The organism is Streptococcus sp. SK643 (assembly GCF_000259505.1).
Classification (GTDB): Bacteria; Bacillota; Bacilli; order Lactobacillales; family Streptococcaceae; genus Streptococcus.
Genome location: NZ_AJMM01000025.1, coordinates 62171 through 88563 on the forward strand (window position 1 = coordinate 62171; position 26393 = coordinate 88563).

General features: G+C 41.0%; 23 protein-coding genes, 5 tRNA genes, 3 pseudogenes and 1 riboswitch. Of the genes and pseudogenes, 6 read left to right on the plus strand and 25 right to left on the minus strand.

All coding sequences use genetic code 11. The features are described from left to right. Positions 1 to 106: 106 nt before the first annotated feature. Positions 107 to 202, plus strand: a riboswitch (purine riboswitch). A 129-nt stretch (positions 203 to 331) separates the two neighbouring features. Both HMPREF1117_RS09535 and HMPREF1117_RS09540 read left to right on the plus strand, forming a co-directional pair. After that, the gene (locus HMPREF1117_RS09535) at positions 332 to 913 is read left to right on the plus strand and encodes a xanthine phosphoribosyltransferase (RefSeq protein ID WP_000770416.1); all 582 of its coding nucleotides are present in this window, start codon (positions 332 to 334) and stop codon (positions 911 to 913) included. After that, positions 913 to 2175, plus strand: coding sequence for a nucleobase:cation symporter-2 family protein (locus tag HMPREF1117_RS09540; RefSeq protein ID WP_001194506.1), 1263 nt, complete (start codon positions 913 to 915; stop codon positions 2173 to 2175). Before HMPREF1117_RS09535 ends, HMPREF1117_RS09540 begins: the two co-directional genes overlap by 1 nt. A 32-nt stretch (positions 2176 to 2207) precedes the next feature. On the opposite strand, the gene HMPREF1117_RS09545 is transcribed toward HMPREF1117_RS09540, so the two are convergent. The 3 genes from HMPREF1117_RS09545 to HMPREF1117_RS09555 form a co-directional block, all read right to left on the minus strand. Beyond that, on the minus strand, positions 2208 to 2612 hold the full coding sequence (locus tag HMPREF1117_RS09545) for a PaaI family thioesterase (protein WP_000651198.1): 405 nt from the start codon (positions 2610 to 2612) through the stop codon (positions 2208 to 2210). A gap of 69 nt (positions 2613 to 2681) precedes the next feature. Next, the gene (locus tag HMPREF1117_RS09550) at positions 2682 to 4163 is read right to left on the minus strand and encodes a UDP-glucose--hexose-1-phosphate uridylyltransferase (protein ID WP_000176963.1); all 1482 of its coding nucleotides are present in this window, start codon (positions 4161 to 4163) and stop codon (positions 2682 to 2684) included. Between the two features lie 18 nt (positions 4164 to 4181). Further along, the gene (locus HMPREF1117_RS09555; protein WP_000191950.1) at positions 4182 to 5360 is read right to left on the minus strand and encodes a galactokinase; all 1179 of its coding nucleotides are present in this window, start codon (positions 5358 to 5360) and stop codon (positions 4182 to 4184) included. Between the two features lie 164 nt (positions 5361 to 5524). Here HMPREF1117_RS09555 and galR point away from each other — a divergent pair, with 164 nt between their 5' ends. Continuing rightward, entirely contained in the window at positions 5525 to 6529 is a 1005-nt protein-coding gene (gene galR, locus HMPREF1117_RS09560; protein ID WP_000212486.1) for a DNA-binding transcriptional regulator GalR, read from the plus strand. 33 nt (positions 6530 to 6562) lie between these two features. Here the strand turns inward: galR and HMPREF1117_RS09565 are convergent, their stop codons facing one another. After that, positions 6563 to 7453, minus strand: coding sequence for a cation diffusion facilitator family transporter (locus tag HMPREF1117_RS09565; RefSeq protein WP_000095929.1), 891 nt, complete (start codon positions 7451 to 7453; stop codon positions 6563 to 6565). A gap of 132 nt (positions 7454 to 7585) precedes the next feature. Between HMPREF1117_RS09565 and HMPREF1117_RS09570 the strand changes: the two genes are divergently transcribed. Then, complete coding sequence (locus tag HMPREF1117_RS09570) at positions 7586 to 8122, plus strand: TetR/AcrR family transcriptional regulator (protein ID WP_004235331.1); 537 nt, start codon at positions 7586 to 7588, stop codon at positions 8120 to 8122. A gap of 137 nt (positions 8123 to 8259) precedes the next feature. Here HMPREF1117_RS09570 and HMPREF1117_RS09575 read toward each other — a convergent pair whose 3' ends face one another. The 4 genes from HMPREF1117_RS09575 to HMPREF1117_RS09590 all read right to left on the minus strand — a co-directional run bounded on the left by HMPREF1117_RS09575 (position 8260) and on the right by HMPREF1117_RS09590 (position 12279). Further along, the gene (locus tag HMPREF1117_RS09575) at positions 8260 to 9780 is read right to left on the minus strand and encodes an ABC transporter permease/substrate-binding protein (protein WP_000182951.1); all 1521 of its coding nucleotides are present in this window, start codon (positions 9778 to 9780) and stop codon (positions 8260 to 8262) included. Further along, complete coding sequence (locus HMPREF1117_RS09580; RefSeq protein WP_000575216.1) at positions 9773 to 10501, minus strand: ATP-binding cassette domain-containing protein; 729 nt, start codon at positions 10499 to 10501, stop codon at positions 9773 to 9775. Before HMPREF1117_RS09580 ends, HMPREF1117_RS09575 begins: the two co-directional genes overlap by 8 nt. Next, positions 10498 to 10941: a MarR family winged helix-turn-helix transcriptional regulator gene (locus HMPREF1117_RS09585; RefSeq protein ID WP_000872564.1), complete on the minus strand. Its 444-nt coding sequence runs from the start codon at positions 10939 to 10941 to the stop codon at positions 10498 to 10500. Before HMPREF1117_RS09585 ends, HMPREF1117_RS09580 begins: the two co-directional genes overlap by 4 nt. Positions 10942 to 11085: 144 nt before the next feature. Then, positions 11086 to 12279: an O-antigen ligase family protein gene (locus HMPREF1117_RS09590; RefSeq protein ID WP_000835609.1), complete on the minus strand. Its 1194-nt coding sequence runs from the start codon at positions 12277 to 12279 to the stop codon at positions 11086 to 11088. 305 nt (positions 12280 to 12584) lie between these two features. On the opposite strand from HMPREF1117_RS09590, the gene birA reads away from it, so the two are divergent. Then, positions 12585 to 13520: a bifunctional biotin--[acetyl-CoA-carboxylase] ligase/biotin operon repressor BirA gene (gene birA, locus HMPREF1117_RS09595; RefSeq protein WP_000844499.1), complete on the plus strand. Its 936-nt coding sequence runs from the start codon at positions 12585 to 12587 to the stop codon at positions 13518 to 13520. A 363-nt stretch (positions 13521 to 13883) separates the two neighbouring features. On the opposite strand, the gene rplA is transcribed toward birA, so the two are convergent. The 10 genes and pseudogenes from rplA to HMPREF1117_RS09645 all read right to left on the minus strand — a co-directional run bounded on the left by rplA (position 13884) and on the right by HMPREF1117_RS09645 (position 22096). Next, positions 13884 to 14573 (minus strand): 50S ribosomal protein L1, encoded by a 690-nt coding sequence (gene rplA, locus HMPREF1117_RS09600; RefSeq protein ID WP_001085683.1) that lies wholly within the window; start codon positions 14571 to 14573, stop codon positions 13884 to 13886. Between the two features lie 207 nt (positions 14574 to 14780). Next, entirely contained in the window at positions 14781 to 15206 is a 426-nt protein-coding gene (gene rplK, locus HMPREF1117_RS09605; protein ID WP_001085807.1) for a 50S ribosomal protein L11, read from the minus strand. 122 nt (positions 15207 to 15328) lie between these two features. Then, positions 15329 to 16045, minus strand: coding sequence for an LD-carboxypeptidase LdcB/DacB (gene ldcB / locus HMPREF1117_RS09610; RefSeq protein WP_000745664.1), 717 nt, complete (start codon positions 16043 to 16045; stop codon positions 15329 to 15331). Between the two features lie 12 nt (positions 16046 to 16057). Further along, a pseudogene (locus HMPREF1117_RS09615) lies at positions 16058 to 16517 on the minus strand (HIT family protein). Between the two features lies 1 nt (position 16518). Further along, positions 16519 to 17556: pseudogene (locus HMPREF1117_RS09620) on the minus strand (M42 family metallopeptidase). Positions 17557 to 17651: 95 nt separating this feature from the next. Next, positions 17652 to 18977, minus strand: coding sequence for a branched-chain amino acid transport system II carrier protein (gene brnQ / locus HMPREF1117_RS09625; RefSeq protein ID WP_001074576.1), 1326 nt, complete (start codon positions 18975 to 18977; stop codon positions 17652 to 17654). A 172-nt stretch (positions 18978 to 19149) separates the two neighbouring features. Beyond that, positions 19150 to 19437 carry a rhodanese-like domain-containing protein gene (locus HMPREF1117_RS09630; RefSeq protein ID WP_000658232.1) on the minus strand — a complete coding sequence of 96 codons (288 nt, stop codon included), beginning with the start codon at positions 19435 to 19437 and terminating at the stop codon, positions 19150 to 19152. Next, positions 19434 to 20024: a uracil-DNA glycosylase family protein gene (locus HMPREF1117_RS09635; RefSeq protein ID WP_000078129.1), complete on the minus strand. Its 591-nt coding sequence runs from the start codon at positions 20022 to 20024 to the stop codon at positions 19434 to 19436. The genes HMPREF1117_RS09630 and HMPREF1117_RS09635 overlap by 4 nt, the downstream gene beginning before the upstream one ends. A gap of 53 nt (positions 20025 to 20077) precedes the next feature. Then, positions 20078 to 21478, minus strand: coding sequence for a dipeptidase PepV (gene pepV / locus HMPREF1117_RS09640; protein ID WP_000125048.1), 1401 nt, complete (start codon positions 21476 to 21478; stop codon positions 20078 to 20080). A gap of 12 nt (positions 21479 to 21490) precedes the next feature. Continuing rightward, entirely contained in the window at positions 21491 to 22096 is a 606-nt protein-coding gene (locus HMPREF1117_RS09645) for a nitroreductase family protein (protein ID WP_000670176.1), read from the minus strand. 171 nt (positions 22097 to 22267) lie between these two features. Here HMPREF1117_RS09645 and HMPREF1117_RS09650 point away from each other — a divergent pair, with 171 nt between their 5' ends. Then, complete coding sequence (locus HMPREF1117_RS09650) at positions 22268 to 23068, plus strand: amino acid ABC transporter substrate-binding protein (protein WP_000714641.1); 801 nt, start codon at positions 22268 to 22270, stop codon at positions 23066 to 23068. Positions 23069 to 23143: 75 nt separating this feature from the next. Here HMPREF1117_RS09650 and uvrC read toward each other — a convergent pair whose 3' ends face one another. The 7 genes and pseudogenes from uvrC to HMPREF1117_RS09685 all read right to left on the minus strand — a co-directional run bounded on the left by uvrC (position 23144) and on the right by HMPREF1117_RS09685 (position 26380). After that, positions 23144 to 24985: an excinuclease ABC subunit UvrC gene (gene uvrC, locus HMPREF1117_RS09655; RefSeq protein ID WP_007557302.1), complete on the minus strand. Its 1842-nt coding sequence runs from the start codon at positions 24983 to 24985 to the stop codon at positions 23144 to 23146. 78 nt (positions 24986 to 25063) lie between these two features. After that, a pseudogene (locus HMPREF1117_RS11845) lies at positions 25064 to 25732 on the minus strand (matrixin family metalloprotease). 228 nt (positions 25733 to 25960) lie between these two features. Next, positions 25961 to 26044: transfer RNA gene (locus HMPREF1117_RS09665), tRNA-Leu, on the minus strand. 9 nt (positions 26045 to 26053) lie between these two features. Beyond that, positions 26054 to 26125: transfer RNA gene (locus tag HMPREF1117_RS09670), tRNA-Gln, on the minus strand. Positions 26126 to 26138: 13 nt separating this feature from the next. Further along, a tRNA-His gene (locus HMPREF1117_RS09675) sits at positions 26139 to 26211 on the minus strand. Positions 26212 to 26224: 13 nt separating this feature from the next. Further along, positions 26225 to 26295 (minus strand) — tRNA-Trp (locus HMPREF1117_RS09680). Positions 26296 to 26299: 4 nt separating this feature from the next. Then, positions 26300 to 26380 (minus strand) — tRNA-Tyr (locus HMPREF1117_RS09685). Between the last annotated feature and the right edge of the window lie 13 nt (positions 26381 to 26393).

Here is a 26393-nt window from a genome sequence, read left to right on the forward strand (position 1 = left end):
GCCCATTTTTATTATATTTGTTCGTTTTTTAAACCAAAACACTAACAAAACATTTGATTTTTAAAGTTATTTAGTGTAAAATAAAAACATTGGCTCAAGCCTATTTAAAATTGAATATCGTTTTACTTGTTTATGTCGTGAATTGGCACGACGTTTCTACAAGGTGCCGGAACACCTAACAATAAGTAAGTCAGAAGTGAGGTATGGTCGTTTTTGCCATGCCTATTTTGGGGACTTACTTAGAGATTAAGTAGGTCCTTTTTCTATCAGTTTTACTAGATAGAAATCTGAAACAAGTAAATGGATTGGCTTTTAGACTTTAGGAGGTCTTATGAAATTATTAGAAGAGCGCATCCTCAAGGATGGGCATATCTTGGGTGATAACATCCTCAAGGTAGATTCCTTTTTAACCCACCAAGTTGACTTTAGCCTGATGCGAGAGATTGGTAAAGTTTTTGCGGAAAAATTTGCTTCTGCTGGCATTACCAAGGTTGTGACCATTGAAGCGTCGGGTATTGCCCCAGCCGTTTTTACAGCGGAAGCCTTAAACGTTCCCATGATTTTCGCCAAAAAAGCTAAGAACATTACTATGAACGAAGGCATCTTAACTGCCCAAGTCTACTCCTTTACCAAGCAAGTGACCAGTACCGTTTCTATCGCTGGAAAATTCCTATCTCCAGAGGACAAGGTTTTGATTATCGACGATTTCCTTGCTAACGGCCAAGCTGCCAAAGGCTTGATTCAAATTATCGAACAGGCCGGTGCAACAGTTGAAGCTATTGGTATCGTGATTGAAAAATCCTTCCAAGATGGCCGTGATTTGCTTGAAAAAGCAGGCTACCCTGTTCTATCACTCGCTCGTTTGGATCGTTTTGAAAATGGTCAAGTCGTATTTAAGGAGGCAGATCTCTAATGCAAACTCAAGAAAAACACTCGCAAGCAGCCGTTCTTGGCTTGCAGCACTTACTAGCCATGTACTCAGGATCCATCCTGGTTCCCATCATGATTGCGACAGCCCTTGGCTATTCAGCTGAGCAGTTGACTTACCTGATTTCTACAGATATCTTCATGTGTGGGGTAGCAACCTTACTTCAACTCCAACTCAACAAATACTTTGGAATTGGACTCCCAGTCGTTCTCGGAGTTGCCTTCCAATCTGTCGCTCCCCTGATTATGATTGGGCAAAGCCATGGTAGTGGCGCTATGTTTGGAGCCCTCATCGCATCAGGGATTTACGTGGTTCTTGTTTCAGGCATCTTCTCAAAAGTTGCCAATCTTTTCCCATCTATCGTAACAGGATCTGTTATTACCACGATTGGTTTAACCTTGATTCCTGTCGCTATTGGAAATATGGGAAATAATGTTCCAGAGCCAACTGGTCAAAGTCTCTTGCTTGCAGCTATCACTGTTCTGATTATCCTCTTGATTAACATCTTTACCAAAGGATTTATCAAGTCTATCTCCATTTTGATTGGTCTAGTTGTTGGAACTGCCATCGCTGCTACTATGGGCTTGGTGGACTTCTCTCCTGTTGCGGCAGCACCGCTTGTCCATGTCCCAACTCCTCTCTACTTTGGAATGCCAACCTTTGAAATCTCATCTATTATCATGATGTGTATCATCGCAACGGTGTCTATGGTTGAGTCAACTGGTGTTTATCTGGCCTTGTCTGATATCACGAAAGACCCAATCGACAGCACGCGCCTGCGCAACGGTTACCGTGCAGAAGGTTTGGCCGTACTTCTCGGAGGAATCTTTAACACCTTCCCTTACACAGGATTTTCACAAAACGTTGGTTTGGTTAAATTGTCAGGTATCAAGACTCGCCTGCCAATCTACTACGCAGCTGGTTTCCTGGTTCTCCTTGGACTCCTACCTAAGTTTGGCGCCCTTGCCCAAATCATTCCGAGCCCTGTCCTCGGTGGTGCCATGCTGGTAATGTTTGGTTTTGTGTCTATTCAAGGGATGCAAATCCTCGCCCGTGTTGACTTTGCTAACAATGAACATAACTTCCTTATCGCAGCAGTTTCAATCGCTGCAGGGGTCGGACTCAACAACAGTAATCTCTTTGTCAGCATGCCGACAGCCTTCCAAATGTTCTTCTCAAACGGAATCGTCGTAGCCAGCCTACTTGCCATTGTCCTCAATGCCGTATTAAATCATAAAAAGAAATAAGAAAAAGAGGTGCGAGCCTCTTTTTTGTTTATCTATATCCTCACCTGTCTGTCTTCTGACCGTTGGCCTGTAACAAACATGGTAAAGGTTGCTTTGCAGACATTTCTGCCCTCTTGATTGGTGATATCAACATCCACCACACAGGTTGTGCGACCTTGATGGACACATTCTCCTTTGATGGTCAGCACATCGTCGAGTTTTCCTGCTTTGAGGTAGTTGATAGAAGATTGGAGTGTCACTCCATCAAGCCCCAGCGAGATAACCACCAAACCACTGATCTGGTCACAAAGAGTAAATAGATAGCCACCATGGGCATTGCCATAGTAGTTGAGCGACGAGTCCACTACTTTGGTCGTCACTACAACGTGACCATCTCTCATTTTTTCAATTTCGTAATTTTCAAAGGCAGATATAGCGTCAAAATGAAAATCTTTCATCGTTTCCTCCTGATATTTCAAACGACACTATGATACTACTTTTTATAGGACTGTGCAAGGAGAAAGCTCCTAGTCTGGCAAAATTCCGACCTGCTCCACAAAGCGCATAAAGGCTGCCTGTCCTTGTTCTGTCTGCTTGTAAACCCCTGCGTCCTCAAGTACACGCGCAAAGATAGCACCTACAGAGTCCTTGACGATTTCAAGGGCTTTTTCTTTATCTGTTAGGTCTGGATATTGATCTCTAAGTTGGTCTGCCCATTCCTGATGATAGTCGGCAACTGTATCAGCTTCCCCTACAAGATAGGCTGCCACTTGCTCCACTTCTTCTTTCAGACGTGGTGGAAGAATTGCCAAGCCCATGACCTCAATCAAGCCGATATTTTCCTTCTTGATATGTTGGACATCCTTGTGAGGATGATAGATACCGTCAGGATATTCTGCAGAAGTCTGATTGTCCCGCAAGACCAAGTCCAACTCAAACTGTCCATTGCGTTTACGGGCAATGGGTGTGATGGTATGATGCGGTATCCCGTCTGTCTCTGACAAAATCTGCACAGTAGGATCTGAATACTGACGCCATTCCTGCAAAATCTTATCAGCCAAGTTGATCAAATTCTCTTTGGAATCCGAAGTCAGACGCAACACTGACATGGGCCACTTGACAATTCCAGCCTTGACCTGCTCAAAACCTACAAATCGGAAGGGCTTTTGCAAGGGAGCCAATTCCATAGGAAATACGTGACGGCCTCCCTGATAGTGATCATGAGTCAGAATAGAGCCACCCACAATCGGCAGGTCGGCATTAGAGCCTGCAAAATATCCTGGAAACTGCTCTACGATAGCCAGCAGACGTTCAAAACTCTGACGACTAATGGCCATGGGACGATGCTGGCCATCTAAGAAAATACAGTGCTCATTAAAGTAGGCATAAGGAGAATACTGGAAACCCCATTCTTGATTTCCCAGTTCAAATCGGATAATACGATGATTACTGCGAGCAGGATGATTAACCCGGCCATGGTAGCCTTCATTTTCAATACAGAGCTGACACTGAGGATAATTACTAGCTTGCACCAACTTGGCTGCCGCAATCTCTTTCGGATCCTTTTCAGGCTTAGAGAGGTTGATGGTAATTTCAAGTTCACCGTAATCAGATGGAACACGGTAAGCGATATTTTTAGCAATGGCCTTGAGTTTGATGTAGTCATTTTTCTGACTGAGTTGGTAAAAATCCTCTATCGCTTGCTCAGGAGATTGGCCATAGGTTGTCCAGAAATCCCGATTGACCTGACTCGGACAAGGAGTCACCAAGTCCATCAGTTCAGCACCGAGAATCTCACGCGCAGTCTGACTATCCTCAATCGTTTCTAATCGAACGGCTTCCTCAACCAGCTGGTCCTTGAGATCAATCAATTTGTCCAGATTGGTCTCAACTTCCAACACACCTTCTCCCACTCGTGCCAAGACACGATTGATCAGGTAGATTCGATCCATTTCCTCAAATGAACTTTCAGAAATGACATGTGTTGCAAATTTATCTACTAAGGTCACTATAGAGCCTCCTTTTGACTAGTCAAGGATGCGAGTGCCACCTGCAACTTCAGCGATATAGAAGCTTGGAGCGTAGCCAACTACTTCCTCGTAGTGTTTTCCAACAGCTTCCTTAAAGGCCTCAACAGTATCTTTTTGCACCAAGGCAATGGCACATCCGCCAAAACCTGCCCCTGTCATACGAGCACCGAGAACACCTTCTTGAGCCCAAGCTGTGTGAACAAGAGTATCCAATTCCAAACCAGTTACTTCATAATCATGCTCAAGAGAAACGTGAGAAGCATTCATCAAGCGACCAAATGTTTCCAAATCACCTGCTTGAAGAGCTGCTTGAGCTTTAAGGGTACGTTGATTTTCAAGCACAGCATGGCGAGCACGTTTCAAACGATTTTCATCTTTGATTAGGTAGCTATATTGGTCAAAAGTCCACTCATCCAATTCACCCAAGGTCTGAATATCTAAGGCTGCTTGCAATTCTTCCACTGCTTTTTCACATTCAGCACGACGTTCATTGTATTTAGAGTCCGCCAATTCACGGCGTTTGTTAGTGTTCATGATAACAACGACATTGTCTTTCAAATCAAGTGGCACCAAGTCATATTCTAAGGTGTTAGTATCAAGATAAATAGCACGTTGGTCAGCTCCCATACCAATAGCAAACTGGTCCATGATACCAGAGTTGACTCCGATAAAGTTGTTTTCTGTTTGTTTTCCGATTTTAACCAAATCGAGACGCTCTAGTTTTAAATCAAATAGATACTCTGCCACGACTCCTGTCAAGAGTTCCAAGGATGCAGAAGAAGATAAGCCAGCTCCATTTGGAATATTTCCAAAGACATAAAAATCAAAACCTTTGTCAATGACATGGCCAGCTTCTTGCAAGAAATGAAGGACACCTTTTGGATAGTTGGTCCAGTTATGCTCTTTTTCAAACTTGAGGTCAGCTAAAGGTACTTCGATAATGCCCTTGTCCTCAAAGTTAGCTGAGTAGAAACGCAAGACTTGGTCATCACGTTTGCGAGCAGCCCCATAAGTTCCTAAGGAAATGGCTGCTGGAAATACATGTCCACCATTATAGTCCGTGTGTTCACCAATCAAGTTGATACGACCTGGTGAAAAGAATGTTTGGTCTGCTTCGTGACCAAAAACAGCAAGAAAGTCTTTACGAAGTGCTTCTGCAGTAAGATGTTGTGTCATATGATTTCTCCTTTTACTGTCCGTTAAGGCACCTTAACGTGTAATCGTTTTCTTCTATTGTATACAAGGCTTTTCTTCTGGTCAATCCTTTTTACTAAATTTTTACTAAAACATGAGTAAAAAGAAGAAAAATATGATATACTAACCTAAATCAAGGAGGTTTTATGGCTACATTAAAAGACATTGCTCAACTGGCCTCTGTCTCTATTGCGACCGTATCCCGTGTTCTCAATCGTGACCAGAGCCTATCCGTTACTGAAGAAACTAGACACCGTATTTTGACCGTTGCTGAAGAGCTGGGGTATACTAAGCATCTTAAGACTGGAGAAGGCCACAAACTCAAGCAAAAGATTGCCATTATCCAATGGGTTAGTGAACAAGGAGAGCTCGATGATCTCTACTACTACCAAATTCGTCTGGGTATTGAAAAAAGAGCCCAAGAACTGGACTATGATATTTTACGCTATTTTAATGACCATCCTTTTACACTGAGCGAGGAAGTCATCGGGATTCTCTGCATCGGAAAGTTTAGTCGAGCTCAGATCTCTGCCTTTGAAGAATACCAAAAGCCTCTTGTCTTTCTAGACAGTGATACTCTTTCGCTAGGACATACCTGTATTATTACGGACTTTTACACTGCCATGAAACAGGTTGTCGATTATTTCCTCAGCCAAGGAATGGATCGTATCGGGATTCTAACAGGGCTTGAGGAAACAACAGACCAAGAAGAAATCATTGAGGATAAGCGGCTGGAAAATTTTAGGAACTACAGTCAAACAAAAGGAATCTATCATGATGAACTGGTCTTTCAAGGTAGCTTTACTGCCCAGTCGGGATATGATTTGATGAAAGAGGCCATTCAGAACTTAGGAGACCAACTCCCACCAGCCTTTTTCGCAGCTAGCGATAGTTTAGCTATCGGCGCCCTTCGTGCCCTCCAAGAAGCTGGAATCAGCCTGCCAGACCGTGTCAGCCTCATTTCCTTTAACGACACCAGCCTGACCAAGCAAGTCTATCCTCCCCTCTCCAGTATCACCGTCTATACTGAAGAAATGGGGCGAGCAGGTATGGATATTCTTAACAAGGAAGTCCTCCACGGTCGCAAAATTCCTAGCCTGACTATGCTGGGAACCAGACTGACTCTGAGAGAAAGTACAAGGAATGAATAGGATAACAAAACGACCTCTAGCGAGGTCGCTTTTCTAATGATGATGCCCATGCTTCTGCTCTAATTCTCTCACCCTCCGCTTATGTTGCGCATGATTGCTTTGACTGCTATCTACTTCAATAGTGATATTCTGCACGCCTCTTTCTTCTAAACATTGACGCACCACTTCTTTGGTTTCCATCATCTGTTCCCAGTCCTTGATACAAATGTGAACAATAGCATTATTCTCTAGACCATCCATGGACCAAATGCTAAGTTGATTGACACTTTTGACATTGGTCAGAGCCTCCAAATCCTTCTCCAAATCACTTGTCTCGACTCCTTCTGGCACAGCATCTAGGAAAATTTTCAGTGCGCTCCAAAAGCGAGGAATAGCTTTTGTTAGAATGAAGATGGAAATGACAAGCGATAAGAGCGGATCAAGGATATACCAATCTGTAAATCGGAGGATAATCGCCATTAGAATGACAGCCAACCAACCTAGAGTATCTTCCAAAAAGTGCAGGCTAAGAATTGACTCGTTCTTTGTTTTCCCCTTACGAACTACCAGACTTGCTAGCACATTAATGGCTACTGCAATGATTCCCAGCCAGAGGATGCCTTCCTCATTGACGGGTTGCGGGTGAACAATCTTTGTGACATTTTCCAAGATCACTAGGACAGACCCTATCATAAGAATCACAGCCGTTAGCATGGCTCCTAAAAGACTAAAACGTTTGTAACCCAAGGTGTACTGTCTATCTTCTTCACGGTTTGAAATTGTTTCTAAAAGGGCTGAGATGCCAATGGCTATAGCATCTCCCAAGTCATGAACGGAATCAGCAAGAACTGCACTCGAACCAAAGATTCCTCCTGCGATAAACTCAACAATCGCATAGCTTAAATTTAAGAAAAAAGCTAACCAGATAGATGTTTTAGAACTCATTTCTCTCCCTCCTTTGGTATAATGGGTATATACATACTTCTTTCATTTGTATTATCTAATAAAATTCAAAGAAAGGATAGAAGCAAACTGTCAGCCATGTTCAGTTCTGAACAGTTTGTCTCAAGTGTCTACATGCCAAAAAGAGACCGTCGAGTCAGCAAGACGAAAAAAGCCATCTATCAAGCTTTTTTACAACTTTTGAACGACAAAGGCTATGATGCCACTACTGTTCAGGATATCATTGACCTAGCAGATGTTGGGCGTTCTACTTTTTACTGTCACTATGAAAGCAAGGAACTCCTTTTAGATGAGCTCTGTCGCTACCTCTTTCATCATCTCTTTGAAAGGGAAGGACACTTTACTACCGAGGACTACCTCGCACATATCTTTTTACATTTTCAGAAAAACCAGGACCATGTTACCAGTCTGCTATTTTCCAAAAATGACTACTTCCTCCGTCAACTCCATAAAGAGCTAGAACACCATGTCTATCCCATGTTGGCTGATGAGTTAAAAGAAGCCCACACTAATCTGCCTACTTCTTACCTCCAACACTTGGTCGTGTCCAACTTTATCGAGACATTGACCTGGTGGCTCAAAAAAGGACAAGACTTTACATACCAGGAAGTTGTCCAGTTTTATCTAGACCTTCTCATTCCTAAAAATTGAATACAGAGTAGAGCTCAGTTGCCTTATTTCTAGGCTACTGAGTTTTCATCTTTTAAACCATAAAAAAAGCCCAGACAACATTGTCTGAGCAGTTTTCTATATGGTCGTTTAACAAAGTTGAGTTTGACATTTTCAAACTATTTCTTCAACAAACCTTGTTCTTGTAGAAACTCCTTGGCTACTTGTTCTGCTGACTTGCCTTCAACACCGACTTGGTAGTTGAGCTGGCTCATCTGGCTTTCAGTAATTTTACCAGCCAATTTATTGAGAACTGTTTCCAACTCTGGATGTTTCTTGAGAAGAGCTTCTTTCATCAGTGGAGCTCCTTGATAAGGTGGGAAGAGTTGCTTGTCATCTTCCAAGACCTGCAAATCATAACGCGTCAATTCCGCATCAGTCGAATAGGCGTCCGTGATTTGAATATCACCTGACTGAATTGCCTGATAGCGAAGGGCTGGTTCCATGGTCGCCACATTGAGATTGAGACCATACATTGACTGCAAGCCCTTATTTCCATCTTCACGGTCATTAAACTCGAGAGTAAATCCAGCCTTCAACTGCCCTTCCACTTTTTTCAAGTCCGAAATGGTTTTCAAGCCATATTCTTGAGCAATCTTTTTCGGAACAGCTACAGCATAGGTATTTTGATAAGACATGGGTTTGAGATAGGCTAGATGATCCTGTTTGGCAATGCCATCACGCGCCACCTGATAAACCTGATCTGGCTCATGACTAACTTTCGGTGATGGTTGAAGTAGACTTTCAGTCACCGTACCAGTAAATTCAGGATAGATGTCAATATCGCCTTTTTTCAGAGCTTCATAGAGAAAGCTTGTTTTCCCAAAATTTGGTTTAACAGTCGCAGTCATACTGGTATTTTCTTCAATTAGTAACTTATACATATTGGCCAAAATTTCTGGTTCCGGTCCCAATTTCCCAGCAATAACCAAGTTTTCTTTCTCTTTTTGAGCCAAAAGAACTGGGCTATAAGACAGACCGAGCAATATTGTCACCAGGGCAAAACCAGAAAAAATCGTCCGCAATTTTGCCTTTTCCATCACTTTTAGTAGGAAGTTAAAGGCAATGGCAAGCACTGCGGAAGAAAGTGCCCCGATCAAAATCAGACTGGCATTATTACGGTCAATTCCCAAAAGGATAAAGGAACCCAGCCCCCCTGCACCAATCAAGGCAGCCAAGGTTGCCGTACCAATAATTAAGACCGCCGCCGTCCGAATCCCAGACATCATAACAGGCATGGCAAGTGGAATTTCAAACTTCTTGAGACGTTCCCATCTGGTCATACCAAAGGCAATCCCAGCCTCTTGCAAACTCGGATCAATTCCCTTCAGCCCAGTGATGGTATTTTGCAAAATCGGAAAGATCGCATAAATCACTAGAGCTGTCAAAGCCGGCAAGGTTCCAATTCCCATCAAGGGAATGAAAAGACCCAACAAGGCCAAAGACGGGATGGTCTGGAAAATCCCTGCAATCTGCAAAACCCAATCCGCCAACTTCTCATGATAGCGAAGATAAACAGCCAAAGGAATCGCGATAAAAATAGCTAGTAACAGGGTCAAAAGTGACAACTGCAAATGTTGAGATAGAGCTGTCAACCAATCACTAAAACGATCCTGAAAAGTTGCAATTAAATTAGTCATGAACACTACCTCCAAACAAGTCTGCTACAAATTCTGTGGCAGGAGCTTTTAAAATGGTCTCAGGATTCGCCACCTGGCGAATCTCTCCATCCTGCAAGACAGCAATACGATCTGCCAATTTCAAGGCTTCATCCGTATCATGGGTTACAAAAATTGTTGTCATCCCAAACTCTTTATGCAATTCTTTAGTCAGAATTTGCAACTGTTTTCTCGAAATAGCATCCAAGGCTGAAAAAGGCTCATCCATGAGGAGAATCTTAGGTTGACCAATCATGGCACGGACAATACCAACCCGTTGCTGTTCCCCACCAGATAGTTCACTAGGTAAACGTTGCCCATACTCAGCTACCGGTAAACCAACCTTGGCCAAAAGCTCTTCTGTTTTCTTAGCAATATCTTCCTTGCTCCACCCCTTCATCTCAGGAATCAGGGCAATATTTTCCGCAACCGTTAGATTCGGAAAGAGAGCAATGGCCTGTAAAACATAACCAGTAGAAAGGCGAAGTTCACGCTCATCATAGTCTTTGATGCGCTTGCCATCCATATAAATATTTCCATCAGTTGGTTCCAAGAGGCGGTTGACCATCTTAATCATGGTTGTCTTACCTGAGCCAGATGGACCAACTAAAACCATAAACTCACCATTCTCAATCTGTAAATTAACATCTCTCAAGACATCTTTTTCTGTGTAGCGTAGCGCCACATTTTTGTATTCAATCATATCTGATCCTCTTTTTCTTTCAGATTAGCCAATATCCTCTCCTGAAAACCTTCGAACTGATTTATTTCTTCATCTGAGAAGCCCTTGTAGTAAATAGAATCTAATTCTTGACTAACACGGTCACTTACTTTTTTCTGAGACTGCCCCAACTCTGTTAAAACTAAATACTTCTTACGTCTGTCTTTTCCACACGGACTAACAATTACAAGATTTTGTTTCTCAAGCTTTTTTATCATCGTCGTCAGCGTATTATTAGCAAGTCCAGTCGCCAAAGCAATATCTGTCGCTGTTGCGCAGCCAGTTTCACTATTCCATAAAACCGCTAAAATCTTCCCCTGTTCACTCCGATAAAGAGCTTCAGGATCCCGACTAAGTAACTTTTGAAAAATCCGCCCGTTTAACAAACGAATATGATGGGCTAGCAAATGACAATATTTCATGACACCTCCAATTTATTTCGATATCGAAATGAATAACAAAATTGTAACACTTATCATTTCAACTGTCAACTATTTCGATTTAGAAATAGTTTTTCTATGTAAAAAACCTCCTACCTAAGGCAGAAGGTTTATAATCTGGTGTAATTAATCAATCATATCAGCAGGCAAGGTTCGATGTTCTAAAGGAATACTACACATGACTAAAAGGAAAATAAATCCTGACTGAATCCAGAAGAGGGCTAAATCAAAGATCCCATGGACAGCAACAACTGTTAGGAAGGATACATAAAGACCGATGATTGGACGTTTCCCTTCCTCTTGGCTCATATCCATCATTAGACGAACTGGCTTAACAGAAGAAAGAACCAATAAAATAGTTCCCACAATCCCATAACTCAAGATAGTATCGATATAGAGACTGTGAGCATGTTCATGATAAGGAGCATTTATTCTAGGATAAGAGTGCATATAGGTCAATGGCCCCTCTCCCCAAAATGGATTTTGCTTGAACAAAGCCATCCCAGCATCCCAAATAGAAATCCGTTCCTCCATAGATGAATCCAAGGTCCCCATCCTTACTCCAAGATCACTTGAAAAAAGGAAGCTCAAACCAATAGCAAAGACACCTATGCTTAACCAAAAGGCACGCCAGTTTTTAATTGTGGTAAAGAGGTAAATGATGGCTCCTGCAATAATAGCTGGAAAAGCTGTACGATTTTGGGTAAAATTCAAACCAAATAGATTCACAAAGCCTGCAAACACACAGAATACTTTCAACCAATTCAACTTGGTCGTTGTAAACAAATAGAAGGCAATCATGATACAGAAACAACAAATAATACCATAATAATTAGGATTAAAGAAGGTCACTTCTGCCCGATTCTGATGCCACACCTGCATATTGGGTGAAAGAAAAGCATAGTTAAATTTCTTTACAATTTGAAAATGCTCCAAACTCGCAAAGGCTGCTGATAAAACACTCCCTAGTAAAACTAACTCTAAAATGAATCTAAAGAATTTATGTGATAAAATCGACTGATAGTGCAAAAAGAAAACAGTAAATAGAAACATTCCTACTGAAGCCACAAGACCCATCCAATTTTGTTCAAAAATGGATATTACAGTACTATATCCAAGAAAAAGAAGCAGCATCGGATGCTCCCCCATTTTCTGAAGAATACTTTTCATGTCCCCTGTAAAAATCAAACTGATAATATATAAACAGAATACAACTACAAAAAGATAAAAGGGTAAAAAGATACTCAGGATAATTCCCAATAAAATCAGCTCTTTACTAGACAACCCTTTCAGCTTTTCAAAAAAGCCTATTGATTTCAAAGCGAATCCTTTCTCTCTAAATCATTTGATTCAGATAAATAGTAAGCTATCCTATATTTTACCATTTTTTTCAGCATTTGAAAACATGGGAAACGTTTGCTAAAGCAAAAATAGTTGATTTTTAAAGGAAGTTTGTAAAATTTCAACAATACAATAGCTTCCCTTAGGTTGTCTTGTTATTTCTATCAATAAATGAGATCTATGTGGTACAATAATACTAAAGCCCAATCATAGTTCTAAATATGATCACTTTCTACTGGAAACAAGAAATTAGGTATTAAAAACAATAATGTAAAGGAAAAACAATGAAATCCTATCAAGCAGTATACCAAATCCTAGCACAAAACAATGACTATATTAGTGGAGAAAAAATCGCTGAAGAACTTTCTTTAAGTCGAACATCTGTTTGGAAAGCTATCAAACGCCTACAACAAGAAGGGATTGAAATTGATAGCATAAAAAATAGGGGCTATAAACTATTGAATGGAGATCTTCTCCTTCCAGACCTTCTACAAGAAAATCTCCCAATTACAGTTAATTTTAAGTCAGAAACTAAATCAACCCAAATTGATGCAAAAGAAGCAATAGATTTAGGATATGAAGCAAATACCCTCTATCTAGCATCCTATCAAACAGCCGGTCGCGGTCGTTTTCAACGGTCCTTCTTCTCCCCACAAGGGGGGATTTATATGACCCTACATCTCAAGCCCAACCTTACTTACGATAAACTACCTTATTATACATTACTGGTAGCAGCGGCAGTCTATAAAGCAATTAAAAATCTAGCTTTAATTGATGTCGATATTAAGTGGGTCAATGATATCTATTACAAGAACCGAAAGGTAGGGGGGATCCTAACAGAGGCAACCACATCAGTAGAAACAGGCTTCGTAACAGACATTATTATTGGTGTTGGAATTAACTTTACCATTAAAGATTTTCCAAAAGAATTAAAAGAAAAAGCAGGAAGTTTATTTACAGCTCCAGCACCTATTACAAGAAATGACCTAATCATTGAAATTTGGCGATGTTTCTTCGAAACTCCAGAAACAGAGCTGCTATTCTTATATAAAAAACAGTCTTTTGTTCTCGGAAAAGAAGTGACCTTTATTCAAGCTAATATTGAATACCGAGGCATTGCTAAAGATATTTCTGAAAAAGGCGAACTCCTGATTCAATGTGATAATGGAAAAGAAATTTGGTTAAACAGCGGAGAAATCTCTCTCAAGACTTGGAAATAAAAATGTCAATAACTAGAATGAACACACTCTAACTATCATTCATTGATTTAGAAAATATTATTAACTCTATTGTATTTTCCTATTAAGATTTCAATCAAATATTTTTTCATTTTCAATTATTTGTTTAACTTCCACAGAATCAAACGAAATATTAATAATAGTATTCCACACTCATACTATAAGATTCATTTAGAAGCTACATAGAATTTTGTTAAAGAGAAATATTTCCTTACAAACCTTGGAAGAAAAACAAATGAACCCAATGTTCTCTCCACTAATATGTTATCCTTTCTAGCTAAGGATAAGAAATAAGAAAAACGAGCACTTTTGTACTCGTTTTTCTTATTTCTTATAAACTTCTAATTAAAGTGAGCTAACGTCAACTTTGATACCAACACCTTGAGTAGTTGTGATAGTCAAGTTTGTTACGTAAGTTCCTTTAGCTGTAGCTGGTTTTGCTTTTTGGATTGTTTCGTTGAAAGCCTTAAAGTTTTCAACCAATTTTTCAGCTTCAAATGATACTTTACCAATGATTGCTTGAACGTTACCTGCACGGTCAGCACGGTAAGTGATTTTACCACCTTTAGACTCTTCAACTGCTTTAGCAACATCCATTGTTACAGTACCAGTTTTAGGGTTTGGCATCAAGTTACGTGGTCCAAGGACACGTCCAAGACGTCCAACAAGAGCCATCATGTCAGGTGTAGCGATAACTACGTCGAAGTCCAACCAACCGTCGTTGATTTTAGCAACGAGGTCATCTTCACCAACAAAGTCTGCACCAGCAGCTTTTGCTTCTTCAGCTTTTGCACCACGTGCGAAAACAAGAACGCGTGAAGTTTTACCAGTACCGTTTGGCAATACCATTGCTCCACGGATTTGTTGGTCAGCTTTTTTAACATCGATGTTCAAGTTGTAAGCAACTTCTACAGTTGCATCAAATTTTGCAAAGTTAGTTTCTTTTGCAAGTGCTACAGCTTCTTCTACGCTGTATGCTTTTGTGCTGTCGATTTTCTCAAGAGTAGCACGAAGTTGTTTGCTTTTTTTAGCCATTTTCTATTCTCCTTGTAAGTGGTTCAATCGATTTTCATCTCCCACGTCACTCCTCGAAATGATGAAGTCTTGCGGGTTTTCAGTCTATTATTTTCCTTTTCCTACGGCCTTAAGCTCCCTTGCTGTACTTAAGTATAAGCCTCAGTCGCTTACCTAGTATGAAAAGCAACTAATAGACTGCTGTGAGATTTTCTACTGTGTTAATGATTAGTCAACAACAGTGAATCCCATAGAACGAGCAGTACCTTCGATCATACGCATTGCAGACTCAACGTTTGCTGCGTTCAAATCTGGCATCTTAGTTTCTGCAATTTCTTGTACTTGTGCACGAGTAACTGTAGCAACTTTAGTTTTGTTAGGTGTACCTGATCCTTTTTCAACACCTGCAGCTTTTTTCAAAAGAACAGCAGCTGGTGGTGTTTTAGTGATGAAAGTAAATGATTTATCTTCGTAAACTGAGATAACAACTGGAATGATCATACCAGCTTGGTCAGCTGTACGAGCGTTGAACTCTTTTGTGAATCCCATGATGTTAATACCAGCTTGACCAAGTGCAGGTCCAACTGGTGGAGCTGGTGTAGCTTTACCAGCAGGGATTTGCAATTTTACAAGTTTTTCGACTTTTTTAGCCATTTTTAAATCCTCCTTTGTGGTTTTGGCGGTAATGTAAGATTTTTACCTCCCACAAGTATGCTTTACACATACCTATCTATTATACACTATTTATCTCAAATTGCAAGAGAAAACTTATTTTTTTAATCTACGTAGTTTCCACCTTCAAAACCGAAATACTCTTCCAAACTGAGACCACTAGCTGCAATTTCTTTAGCTTCTTTTCCTACATACCGAAGATGCCATTCTTCAGCCATATAACCAGTCTCTTTCTCTTTCCCTTTTAAATAACGAACTACAAAACCATAGTCAGCCGCATGATCCAAAAGCCATTGGGCTGCTTTGTCTTCTGTGACCAAATCCCCATTTGTACCGATAACATCAAAAGCTAATCCCGTTTGGTGTTCACTATATCCTGGGCGAGCAGAGTATCTATCTGCCGCTTCTTTCCCATCTCTGTTAACATAATCTTGATAAAGACTGCTCTGGGTCTCATAACTTCGGAAACCACTGTAGTGATCACTAATTGGGAAACCAGCTGCTTGCATGGCTGCAATTAACTTGACTAATTCTGCCTTTGCGGTTGGATTTTCTCCGGGATTATAGTCTTTTGACAAAGGATAGTGCTTGTTCACTACAATGATTTCATCGTATTTCCCCTGAATGCTATAGTAATCACCTTTATTGACCACTTCTGCTTTTTTCTGAGCAGCCCCTTGAGACTTACTTCCGACTGTTCCTTCTACTTTAGCACTTTGCTCTGTCTTAGTTGCAGCCTCTTCATTTTTTACTTTTTCCTGTGAACAAGCTGCTAATGATAAGGCTAGCAAACCTGTCAAAATTACAAATCTTTTCTTCATTTTCTTCCTCTCTTATACCGTAATCTTCTGTAACTCATCTGATAAGACCTTCATCATTTGTTCCAACTCTGAGGATTGTACTTGGTACTCTTCTGCTGACATTCCTTCAAAGGGAAACAACCATACTGGACCACATCCGTTGATGCGTATTCATTCATATCCCCTTTTTTCTTGGGAAAAGATGCCAATAGGCGTGGGCATCGCTATTTCCTAGAAGTTCAATATTCATTTTCTCAGCAACAAATGCCTTGGCAACTGCCTCTCGGACCAGACTCATTTCCTCTAAAAAACGGAATTTGACAGATATCTCCATATGGTAGACTACTGTCACATGCTCTTTTGCTAGGAATAAGGTATATCCCTTAAAATATTGGTGGTCTCCAATGACCACATATCCTGTTTCCAACTCTCTTACAAAGCAGGGATTTTCCCCAGTTTTAATGAACTCAATTCTCTGGAAAATAAGACACATACTAGTCTACCAATGCACTCTTAAGATAAGCGTCAACCATACGTTCTGTTGCGACCACCGAGTCAATATGAGTACGCTCATAAGAATGACTAGACTCGATACCAGCACCGAGAAGGGCATGTTTGACTTCTGCACCTGCAGACATAGCCGCTGAAGCGTCTGAACCATAAAATGGATAGATATCCAACTTAAATGGAATATCTTGTTCTTTAGCCAAGGCCACCAAATGTTGACGGAAGTCATAGTGATAAGGCCCTGAAGCATCCTTGACACAGATAGACACTGTGTACTCATCTGTCTGCTGATCGTCCCCCATAGCTCCCATGTCCACAGCCAGATATTCGACTACCTGAGAAGTAATATTGGAGTTGGCACCATGCCCAACTTCTTCAAAGACTGAAAAAGCAAAATGGGTTGTTACTGGCAACTCAATGCCTTCTTCCTTGTATACACGAAGCAGGTTAAGCAAAATTGCTGCACTGACCTTATCGTCTAAATGACGAGACTTGATAAAACCTGTCTCTGTCACGACAGTTCAGGGATCAAAGCTGATAAAGTCACCAACCTCAATTCCTAAGGCACGAGTTTCTTTTTCGTTAGTCACTTTTTCATCTAAACGCACTTCCATATTATCTTGAGTACGCTCTGCAGTCCCTGCATCCTTATAGACATGACAAGACGTCTGGTGGATTAAAATCGTTCCAGAAATAGTTTTACCAGTACTAGCCACATGAACCATACAGTTTTCACCCTCAATCATATTCCAAGGAAAACCACCGATACGGTCCATTTTGAGACGGCCATCTGGTTTGACAGCACGGACAATAGCACCCAGCGTATCTACATGGGCAGTCACATAGCGGTGTTGTTCATCATTTTGACCCTTAATCGTCACATTGACACCGCCCTTGACTGTACGAACCGGCTGGTAACCAAAACCTTCTAGAGTTTTAACTAAATATTCCACAATCTCATGAGTAAAACCAGTTGGAGATGCAATGGCTGTTAATTCTTTGATATATTCTACCGTTTGATTCATTTCTTTACCTCTTTTGCTACCTATTATAGCACATTTATCATCGGATAAAAAAGAAAATCACTCTTGTAGCATTAGCTACAAAAGTGATTTTATCATTATTCCATTTCAAAAACATCGCTTTCTTGCTTGTTTGGTAGAACCAATGAGAGCAAGATTCCGATAACAGCTGGCACCAACCATGGTAATGACGCTTTAGAAAATGGAAGAGCATTGATCATATTTGTTAAAAATTCAAGATTAAATGAACTTCCTAATACGCTTCCAATGGCAATAGCTGTAACTACACCAATCGTTAACTGCATCCCTGGTTTTGAAAGAGCTACAAACTTATTAACAATGACAATCATGACGATAGCAATCGTGATTGGGTACAAGATAACCAATACTGGAATGGAGTACTTGATAATTGCACTCAAACCAAGATTTGCAATGGCAAATCCAATCAAGGTAAAGACTGTTGCATAAACCTTGTAGCTGATTTGTGGGAAACGTCCGTTAAAGAACTCCGCTGTTGACACAATTAGACCAACTGTTGTTGTGAAGCAGGTTACAGTAACCATAGCTGCAAGGAAGAGTTGAGCTGTTGAACCAAAGATTTCTTGAGTCGCTTGTGACAAGATATAAACACCTGGCGTTCCACCCTTCATCGCTTCAGCTGATACTGGGAAATGATTTCCAAGGAAACCTAAACCGATGTAAAGAGCGCTGAAGGCAAGGGCAACAACGATACCAACAACCCAAATAGTCGAAATGTATTCTTTCTTACTTGAAAATCCAAGTTGTTTCAAGGTTTGAACTGCGATTACACTAAAGGCAACAGAAGCAAGAGCATCCAAGGTATTGTAACCTTCAAGGAAACCTGTACCAAAGGCAGAAGCTTGATAAGCAGCTGACGCAGCTTGAGGACTTGTTCCACCATATTTGATAGCTCCTAGAACAACCAAGATAACAATCAAAATCGCAAAGACTGGTGTTAAAACACGGCCGATACGGTCCAAAATTTTTGATGGATTAAGCGAAATCAAATAGGCTGCCGCAAAGTAAAGAAGAGTGAAGACAATCAAACCTAGACCTTTATTCGCATCCGACAGAAGGGGGCTAATCCCTACTTCGTAAGCTGTTGTAGCTGTGCGTGGGATGGCAAAGAATGGGCCAATTGACAAGTAAAGAACTGAGAGGTAAAGAGTCGCAAACCAAGGCGCTATCTTTGTTGAAATCTCGTAGATATATCCTTTAGGATTGAGCGTTCCAATAATAAGAGTCAAGACGGCGATACCGACACCTGAAAAGACAAAACCTGCAATGGCAGGAAGAAAATGTTCTCCAGATAGAGCACCTAGAGAAGGCGGAAAAATCAAGTTCCCCGCACCAAAAAATATTCCAAACAGGAGCAAACCTGTTAGGGCACCTTTTTTAGCCATGAAAATCTCCTTCATATTTATAAAATACTGACCTAGTATACCATGATTAGGAGTCTGAAAAAAGCATCACGAAGTAAAATGTTAAATGTTTTTAAGATTCTAAAAAGTATGAATTATCTAAAAATAAAACTCTCCTACCTAGACAAAACCAAGTAGGAGAAAATTCTTATGTTTAGAGTTCTTCAAAGGCAGTCATACCACCTTGAACATTGATAACCTCATAACCTTGTTCAGCTAGGAATTGACAAGCATGCGCTGATCTAACCCCAGCTTTACAAATGACATAATGTAACTGATCCTTGTCCAACTGATCATAGCTATCAGCCAATTGACTAAGCGGTAGGTTGTGGGCGCCTTCTAAGTGAAGAGCTTCAAATTCATCCACTTCTCTCACGTCAACTAGAGAAAGTTGATCGTTTTGGTATAGCTGGTAAAATGCGTCAAAGGCTATTTCTTTCATTCTTTTTCTCCTAAAATAGTTTTAATTCTTTCTTTCAAATCCGGCACCACTTCTGACTCAAACCAAAGATTTTTGGCCATCCAGATTTGATTTCGCGGCGAGGGGTGAACTAGTGGAAAATAGGTTGGCAAGTAGTTCTGATAGTGTTTTACCCGTTCTGTCACCTTACCACTGATTTTCTCCTGCAAATAGTAGGCTTGGGCATATTGGCCAATCAAGAGGGTCAATTGAATATCTGGTAATTCTTGCAAGAGCTGTGGATGCCATTTTTCGGCAAATCCTGCTCGAGGTGGTAAATCACCTGAATTGCCATGCCCTGGAAAGTAGAAATCCATAGGTAAAACAGCAAAATAGCCTGAATTGTAAAAGGTATCTTCATCAACACCGAGCCAATCTCGCAAGCGGTCACCACTTTTATCTTTCCAGTAAAGGCCTGCTTCTTGAGTTTTAAGTCCAGGTGCTTGACCGATGATATTGATGCGAGCAGTTTTTGGCGCTGCAAAGAGAGGCTCGATGCCACGCTTTGTATAGGTAGCATTCTGCGGATCTGCCATAATAGCCTGTTTGATTCTTTCAATTTGAGACATCTACTTTCCCTCCAAAAAGAAGTCTAAGCATAAAATCTCAGACTTCTATCGTTTTATTTGATCAATTCGTAAATAGCTTCGGCATAGATTGCTGCTGCTCGGAAGAGATCATCCAAGGCAATAAATTCATTGGCTTGGTGCATGGTATCAATCGAGTCTGGGAACATAGCACCGTAGGCAACACCTCGTTCTAGCAAGCGACCAAAGGTTCCACCACCGATAACTTGCTCGTGACCTTTAAGTCCAGTTTGTTTTTCATAGACATTCAACAAGGTTTGAACAAGTGGATCTTCCATCGGCACATAGTGAGGCGTGTGACCGTGTTCAGAAAGGCTAACAGAAGCAACTGGCAAGTTTTCAAGGATTGACTTGATTTGTTCTGGACTTGTTCCTTTTGGATAGCGGATATTAAGGGCAATGGTATTGTCAGCACTTGTTTCATCGAAGCGGAAGACACCCGCATTCATAGAAAGGGAACCCATCTTTTCATCCACATGAGCAATCTTGAGATTTTCACCCTCATGGTCGTTCAAGAGAATTTTACCAGCGATGTCAAGGTAGTCTTTGGCTGGACCAGAAAAGTCAAACTGGCTAAGGAAGAGGGCTAGGTAAGTTGCACCATTGACACCTGAAGCGGGCATAGCACCGTGGGCTGATTTACCAATGATCGTCACCTTGTATTGACCGTTTTCTTCTTGGAGTTCTCCTCTAAGTTTGTGTTCTGCAACAAAGGCATCTAGTTTAGCTTGCAAGTCAGCCAAGTCACCTGAAACGACTGCTGTTGCTGATTCTGGTACCATGTTTTCACGCAAACCACCTGTGAAGCTGTGAAGACGGGCTGCACCTGTATTTTCACCTGCAAAGTGGAGGTATTCTGTAATGTTCCCTTTTTCTCCATTGATAATCGGAAATTCAGCATCTGGAGAGAAACCAAAGTCTGGTTTGGCAAGTCCTACGTGTTCAAAGTAATAGTCCATGTCTGCCCAGCCTGATTCTTCGTCCGTTCCAACAATGAAACGAACTTTCTTAGAAGTTGGAAGACCCAATTCTTTGATGATTTTCAAGCCATAGTAACAAGCTGTTGTAGGCCCCTTATCATCAGAAGCTCCACGCGCATAAAGGCTACCATCTTTGATAGTTGGTGTGTAAGGATCTGTGTCCCAACCGCTACCAGCAGGCACTACGTCCATGTGGGCAAAGATTCCGAGAACTTCTTCTCCATCACCAAACTCGAAGTGTCCTGCATAGTTATCAACATTTTTAGTTGGGTAGCCATCACGGTCTGCGATTTCAAGGAACTTCTCCAAAGCTTTTACTGGACCAGGTCCAAATGGATGCTGGGCATCAGCCTTGCTGTCATCACGTTCTGAGTTGATTTCCAAAAGGCTAAACAAGTCAGCCAAGAGGTCTTCTTTGCGTTTTTCTACTTCTGCTGTAAAATCAATTGCTGTCATATTTTCTACTTCCTATCTTTTCTCGATGATTTCATCTACTGGCAAACGGTAGCTTGGTTCTAATTTCTCGTCCGTATAACCCACTGTAATCAAGAGTTCTGGGCGGAAACGTTCTTCGATATCCAAAACTTCGTTGACTTTTGATTTGTCAAAACCAAGGATAAGATTTGATCCGATTCCTTGGTCTGTAAGAGCGAGAACCAAGTTCATAGCAACCAAACCTGCATTGAGGGCTAGGTAGTCGCTGACCTGTTGTTCATTGTAACGCGCGAATTCCGCAGGCAAATTTTTCATGAAGTATTGTAGTTGTTCTTCTGAGAAATTCTTTGCCCCACCGACACGGGCAATCTTACGAGCACGTTTGGAAAGGTCTGTATCTGTAAACAAGGCAATGGTTACAGGCGCTGATGATACCTGTTCAAAGTTCGAACCGTATGCCAATTTCGCCAATTCAGCATTTTTCTCACGAACCACCACAAATTTCCAAGGCTGGCTGTTGTGGGCGCTTGGTGCTAAGGTTGCAATTTCGATAGCCGTACGAACATCTTTAGGATCAACTGGCTTATCAGTGAAATGCTTAGTCGCATGACGTTTTTTATTTAATTCAAGAAATTTCATAATCGATTTCCTTTTCTAATTCTACTGCTTCCATTCTACCATAATTTGAAAGAGCTTGCAGAGATTTTTCATGATTAAGATTTTTTATTACAGCTATAAAAAATATATATTGGTTCATCGGGAAAGTTTCTGATAAACTAGCAGATAACTTTACATTTGAATGGAGACATTATGAAAAAATTTAGCCTATTACTAGCCATCCTACCATTTTTGGTTGCCTGTGGAAATCAAGCTACACCTAAAGAAACCAGCTCTCAAAAGACAATCGTCGTTGCTACAGCTGGCGATGTGCCACCATTTGACTACGAAGACAAAGGCAATCTGACAGGCTTTGACATTGAAGTTCTAAAAGCAGTAGATGAAAAACTCAGCGACTACGAGATTCAATTCCAAAGAACTGCTTGGGAGAGTATCTTCCCAGGACTTGATTCTGGTCACTATCAGGCTGCAGCCAATAACTTGAGTTACACAAAAGAGCGTGCTGAAAAATACCTTTACTCACTTCCAATTTCGAACAACCCCCTCGTCCTTGTAAGCAACAAGAAAAATCCTCTGACTTCACTTGACCAAATCGCTGGCAAAACAACTCAAGAGGATACCGGAACTTCAAACGCTCAATTCATCAATAACTGGAATCAGAAACACACTGACAATCCCGCTACTATCGATTTTTCTGGAGAGGATATCGGTAAACGAATCTTAGACCTCTCTAACGGTGAATTTGATTTCCTAGTTTTTGACAAGGTATCGGTTCAAAAGATTATCAAGGACCGTGGCTTAGATCTCTCAGTCGTTGATTTACCTTCTGCCGATAGCCCCAACAACTATATCGTTTTCTCAAGCGACCAAAAAGAGTTTAAAGAGAAATTTGATAAAGCGCTCAAAGAACTCTACCAAGATGGAACCCTTGAAAAACTCAGCAATACTTATCTAGGTGGTTCTTATCTACCAGATAAATCTCAGTTACAGTAAGATATACTAAAAACGATTGGCTGGCCCAATCGTTTTTAGTTTGAACAATTCAATTCAAGACAAAGAAACTTCCTTTTAATCATGTCTAGTTTCCGTTTGATAATCTACTCTTTCTTCCGCCACTTGAGACAATTCCACTTCTTCCTGCGGGTTCAACTTCCTCTGCACAGCCTCTGCAACGGCTCTAGGCATTCCAACTTCAACAATATCATCCACACTGGCTTCCTTGATTTTGGTCAGAGACTTGAAATGCTTCATGAGATTTTGCTTGCGTTTAGGTCCCAGACCTTCAACCCCATCCAATTGTGATGAAAAGGAATTTTTGGAGCGCAGTTGGCGATGGAAGGTGATGGCAAAGCGGTGCACCTCATCCTGAATGCGTTGCAAAAGGAAAAATTCCTGAGAATTGCGAGACAACTCCACCACCTCAAGCGGATCTCCAAAGAGCAATTCATGGGTTTGGTGCTTGTCATTTTTTTGCAAACCTGCAATGGGAATATCCAAACCCAGCTCCTCTTGTATGACTTGCTTGGCGATATTGACTTGACCTTGTCCCCCATCAATGACAATCAAATCTGGAGGAGTCAAACCGTCACGCTGTACTCGACCATAGCGCCTGCGAATGACTTCTCTCATACTGGCATAGTCGTCTGGTCCAACCACAGTCTTGATTTTATACTTACGGTAATCCTTTTTACTGGGTTTTCCATTTACAAAGACCACCATGGCAGAAACAGGACTAGTTCCCATGATGTTGGAGTTATCGAAGGACTCGATGCGGACTGGGGTTGGGATTTGAAGCAAACGTCCTAGATTTTCAATAGCTCCTTGGGTCTTTTCGACAGATTTCTCTAGCAGGTTGAATTTCTGCTCCAGACTGACTCGAGCATTCTTTATAGCCAGATTGACCAGTTGCTTTTTCTCTCCACGCTGGGGTTTGAGAATCTTGGTATCCACCAAAGCCTTGACGGCTTCTTCATCAATATCCTGCGGAATCAGCACCTCATTAGGAACTAGGTGAGATTTTTCTTGATAGAATTGTCCCACATAGGTTAGAAAGTCCTCATCCGGATCATTATAATAAGGGAAAAGATTGACATCGCGCTCAATAAGCTTACCCTGACGAACAAAGAAAACCTGAACACACATCCAGCCCTTGTCCACATAGTAGCCAAAGACATCCCGATTTTGGAGATCCTTAGCCATGACCCGTTGCTTGGTTCGAAGTGTTCCAATCGCCTGAATCAGGTCACGGTATTCCGCTGCACGTTCAAACTCCATCTTCTGGGCTGCAGTGGCCATCTTTTCCTTGAGGCTATCGATAATCTTGTCATCCTGCCCCTTTAGGAAATTTGAAACTTCCTGAGCCATGGCCTTGAAATAGGCCTCATCTTTTTTACAGATAGTATGGGCCAGACACTGACCGATATGGTAATAAAAACATACCTTAGAGGGAAGATTGGTACACTTGCGGAAAGGGAAAATTCTATCTAAGAGGCGCTTGATTTCATTAGCCGCTCCTACATCCGGATAAGGACCAAAGTAAAGCCCACCATCCTTTTTGACCTGACGAGTGATAATGAGCCTTGGATAGCGCTCATTGGTGATTTTAATAAAAGGATAGGACTTATCATCCTTAAGCATGATATTATACTTGGGTTTGTTTTCCTTGATGAGATTAATTTCAAGAAGGAGGGCCTCAATATTGGACTCAGTGACGATAAATTCAAAATCCACAATTTCAGAAACCAGTGCTTCTGTCTTAGTATCATGACTACCACGGAAATAAGACCTCACGCGATTTCGAAGATTTTTAGCCTTTCCGACATAAATAATAGTGCCATGTTTATCCTTGTGAATGTAACATCCGGGACTTGTCGGTAAAAGCTCCAGTTTTGATTTGATCAAGTTATTCATAGTTCCATTATAACAAAAATCCCCTCCAATCCTTTGATTGAAGAGCTTGTTTGTAAGATTTGTATAAACCTCCTTCATTTAGTAGCTTGTGCTATAAAGCTCTTGAACGGCCTTTATATCATCTAGCTGAATTCCATAGTAAGATCCTACTTGTTGCATAACTGATATCTCATTGGTGTGATCCAATCCAATAGCATGACCCAACTCATGCCCTGCCGTGTGCACGACACGTTCATAAGAATAACCGTAACTTAAATTTGATAAATAATAGTGATTTAAACGAAGTGTTACCGACAAAAATTGACCCGTCAAAAGATTGGTTTTGATTTCAGCTTCACCTACCACAGGTATTGAACTATTATGCACCTCAGTTGATACAATATCTGACTGATTAGAATCATTAACAATCTCAAAGGTAAAGGCTCCAGTTTGATTCAAATTATTAATAGCATCAGAATAAGCCCCTTTGAAAAATCTAATCCATCTGAGAATCATTATAAATACGAGCCAATGCGCTAGGTCTCTTGGCTTTCGTATGTTGGTGATTGTCTGTCTGGGATAAGATTTCCAAGATCCCCGTATCCTTCCATTGATTCCAACTATCTTGACAAATTTTTGCTAACTTTTCTATATGACTCAACGTAGTGTTCGTGTCTCCAGTTAGATAACATAGAAACCAAATACAAGAACTAATAGGAGAACTAGAGTCCAAACCAGACTTCGAAACAAGCGCAAAATACCAAAAATAAATTTTTAAAAAAACAAATAATTCAGTACATATTTTCTCACCATTCCTAAAAAATAAAAACCTATCTTTACAAATCACGTAAGCTTTTTAAAAGATAGATTTTCTATTTTACTCCAGAAAACTAAAAATAAGATAAAGCCTAATACAAAAAAAATAGATAAATTTAAAATTCCTACTAACACCGAAAAAACAAAAAGACAAGGCTTAGAACCTTGTCTTCATTACTATACCGGCGGCCGGGGTCGAACCGGCACGTCCTTGCGGACACTGGATTTTGAGTCCAGCGCGTCTGCCAATTCCGCCACGCCGGCAAATAGTAACTGGGGTAGCTGGATTCGAACCAACGCATGAGGGAGTCAAAGTCCCTTGCCTTACCGCTTGGCTATACCCCAATAATATAAAATAGGCGAGTGATGGGGATCGAACCCACGCATGCCAGAGCCACAATCTGGTGTGTTAACCACTTCACCACACCCGCCATAATATACTAACACGGGCAGTAGGAATCGAACCCACACTGAAGGTTTTGGAGACCTTAGTTCTACCTTTAAACTATGCCCGTTAAATGGAAGGGGAGGGATTCGAACCCCCGAACCCGAAGGAGCGGATTTACAGTCCGCCGCGTTTAGCCTCTTCGCTACCCTTCCAGATTAAAAAATT

What these genes read in the sequence shown, in the direction of transcription:
- HMPREF1117_RS09535 (WP_000770416.1), top strand. Translation starts at nt 332, where the DNA reads ATGAAATTATTAGAAGAGCGCATCCTCAAGGATGGGCATATCTTGGGT.
- HMPREF1117_RS09540 (WP_001194506.1), top strand. Translation starts at nt 913, where the DNA reads ATGCAAACTCAAGAAAAACACTCGCAAGCAGCCGTTCTTGGCTTGCAG.
- HMPREF1117_RS09545 (WP_000651198.1), bottom strand. Translation starts at nt 2,612, where the DNA reads ATGAAAGATTTTCATTTTGACGCTATATCTGCCTTTGAAAATTACGAA.
- HMPREF1117_RS09555 (WP_000191950.1), bottom strand. Translation starts at nt 5,360, where the DNA reads ATGACACAACATCTTACTGCAGAAGCACTTCGTAAAGACTTTCTTGCT.
- galR (WP_000212486.1), top strand. Translation starts at nt 5,525, where the DNA reads ATGGCTACATTAAAAGACATTGCTCAACTGGCCTCTGTCTCTATTGCG.
- HMPREF1117_RS09565 (WP_000095929.1), bottom strand. Translation starts at nt 7,453, where the DNA reads ATGAGTTCTAAAACATCTATCTGGTTAGCTTTTTTCTTAAATTTAAGC.
- HMPREF1117_RS09570 (WP_004235331.1), top strand. Translation starts at nt 7,586, where the DNA reads ATGCCAAAAAGAGACCGTCGAGTCAGCAAGACGAAAAAAGCCATCTAT.
- HMPREF1117_RS09575 (WP_000182951.1), bottom strand. Translation starts at nt 9,780, where the DNA reads ATGACTAATTTAATTGCAACTTTTCAGGATCGTTTTAGTGATTGGTTG.
- HMPREF1117_RS09580 (WP_000575216.1), bottom strand. Translation starts at nt 10,501, where the DNA reads ATGATTGAATACAAAAATGTGGCGCTACGCTACACAGAAAAAGATGTC.
- HMPREF1117_RS09585 (WP_000872564.1), bottom strand. Translation starts at nt 10,941, where the DNA reads ATGAAATATTGTCATTTGCTAGCCCATCATATTCGTTTGTTAAACGGG.
- birA (WP_000844499.1), top strand. Translation starts at nt 12,585, where the DNA reads ATGAAATCCTATCAAGCAGTATACCAAATCCTAGCACAAAACAATGAC.
- rplA (WP_001085683.1), bottom strand. Translation starts at nt 14,573, where the DNA reads ATGGCTAAAAAAAGCAAACAACTTCGTGCTACTCTTGAGAAAATCGAC.
- rplK (WP_001085807.1), bottom strand. Translation starts at nt 15,206, where the DNA reads ATGGCTAAAAAAGTCGAAAAACTTGTAAAATTGCAAATCCCTGCTGGT.
- ldcB (WP_000745664.1), bottom strand. Translation starts at nt 16,045, where the DNA reads ATGAAGAAAAGATTTGTAATTTTGACAGGTTTGCTAGCCTTATCATTA.
- brnQ (WP_001074576.1), bottom strand. Translation starts at nt 18,977, where the DNA reads ATGGCTAAAAAAGGTGCCCTAACAGGTTTGCTCCTGTTTGGAATATTT.
- HMPREF1117_RS09630 (WP_000658232.1), bottom strand. Translation starts at nt 19,437, where the DNA reads ATGAAAGAAATAGCCTTTGACGCATTTTACCAGCTATACCAAAACGAT.
- HMPREF1117_RS09635 (WP_000078129.1), bottom strand. Translation starts at nt 20,024, where the DNA reads ATGTCTCAAATTGAAAGAATCAAACAGGCTATTATGGCAGATCCGCAG.
- pepV (WP_000125048.1), bottom strand. Translation starts at nt 21,478, where the DNA reads ATGACAGCAATTGATTTTACAGCAGAAGTAGAAAAACGCAAAGAAGAC.
- HMPREF1117_RS09645 (WP_000670176.1), bottom strand. Translation starts at nt 22,096, where the DNA reads ATGAAATTTCTTGAATTAAATAAAAAACGTCATGCGACTAAGCATTTC.
- HMPREF1117_RS09650 (WP_000714641.1), top strand. Translation starts at nt 22,268, where the DNA reads ATGAAAAAATTTAGCCTATTACTAGCCATCCTACCATTTTTGGTTGCC.
- uvrC (WP_007557302.1), bottom strand. Translation starts at nt 24,985, where the DNA reads ATGAATAACTTGATCAAATCAAAACTGGAGCTTTTACCGACAAGTCCC.